The sequence below is a fragment of the Oleiphilus sp. HI0061 genome, assembly GCF_001635675.1.
This window is the reverse complement of sequence record NZ_LWFE01000040.1, coordinates 1-1,308: the sequence shown is the minus strand read 5'-3', so window position 1 is coordinate 1,308 and position 1,308 is coordinate 1. Positions and strand designations below refer to the sequence as shown.

The following is a 1,308-nucleotide window of genomic DNA, read 5'->3' as shown; positions in this document are numbered from 1 at the left end:
CGTTCAGTATCACGAATGAAGCATTGAATCTGCTAAATGAAAACAATTGCCAAAGCGTGCTAGCGATCGGCGGTGGTTCTGCGATGGACCTTGCTAAAGTCATTGCCTTGAGTGCTTCCAATAAGAAAAAACCAGAAAAACTTACCGGTTATTTCAAAGCACTTAAGAAACCTTTGCCGTTTTACGCTATCCCAACAACAGCTGGCACAGGCTCAGAAGTGACGGTTATATCCGTCATATCTGATAATCAGACTAAAAGTAAAAGCTTCGTTATTGACCCTCGTACAGCCAGCTTAGCCACCGCACTTGATCCAGTATTTATGATTACGATACCGCCTGCGTTGACGGCAGCGACAGGAATGGACGCCTTAACCCATGCTATTGAAGCGTATGTCGGAAGAAATGGTAGTGCTTACACAGACGAGCAAGCCCTCGCAGCTATTCGTTTAATATTCAAAAACCTGCCTATTGCTTTTAAGGATGGAAGTAATATTGAGGCACGAAGTGCGCTGGCATTAGCTTCTTACAAAGCAGGACTAGCGTTTACGAAAGCATCACTGGGCTACGTACATGCTATTTCTCATCAATTGGGTGCGAAGTATGGTGTTGCCCACGGCTTGGGTAATGCAATTGTATTACCGCATGTGATTCAATATTCAGCGCCTTCAATTGAAGTCAAGCTGGCAACGATTGCACAAGAAGTTGGCATCGTGCAACAAGGAGACGACACAAAACAATCAGCAAAGAGAGTGGTAGAGTATCTTTTTGCGTTTAATAAAGCGGTCGATATCCCGGAAACGATTGCTGAGCTTCAAGAAGAAGACTTTCCTTCCATCGTTAAAGATGCCATGAGCGAAGCCTATTTCAATTATCCTGTTCCCAAATTTATGCCAGAACAAGATTGCAATACACTCTTACAGCAACTATTACCAAATACTGTAGCTTGAGGGTGAATTTTTTAGTCCACTTAGACTTGATCCTGACGCTTACTGCTTCGGTCTTTGCATTTGTCATTACTGCATAGACTTTCTTTAAGGAGCCGCAATGAAGAGTCAGGATTGGGTGGGGTGCCAATAGCAATACCGACATATGGGGTATAACCTAGTTCTCATAAATCACTAATACCCCCCAAATGGGCGGGTTAATAAATACATACTCGCCGTATTATTTTTCCTATTCGTTCTATGACTCACAAAGTAATTAAATACTCCAGGCGGATGGATAGTGAAAATAATAAGATCTCGTAATGCTAAGATGATTGCTGGCGTCTCTGTACTCGCTGGAGTTGGCTTTGTCGCTCTTCAAAGT

Annotated in this window: 1 protein-coding gene; it reads left to right on the top strand. The window is 43.0% G+C overall.

All coding sequences use genetic code 11. The features are described from left to right. The coding region (locus A3735_RS00655; RefSeq protein WP_068637361.1) for an iron-containing alcohol dehydrogenase at nt 1-947 on the top strand (947 nt) is incomplete at its 5' end. Between the last annotated feature and the right edge of the window lie 361 nt (nt 948-1,308).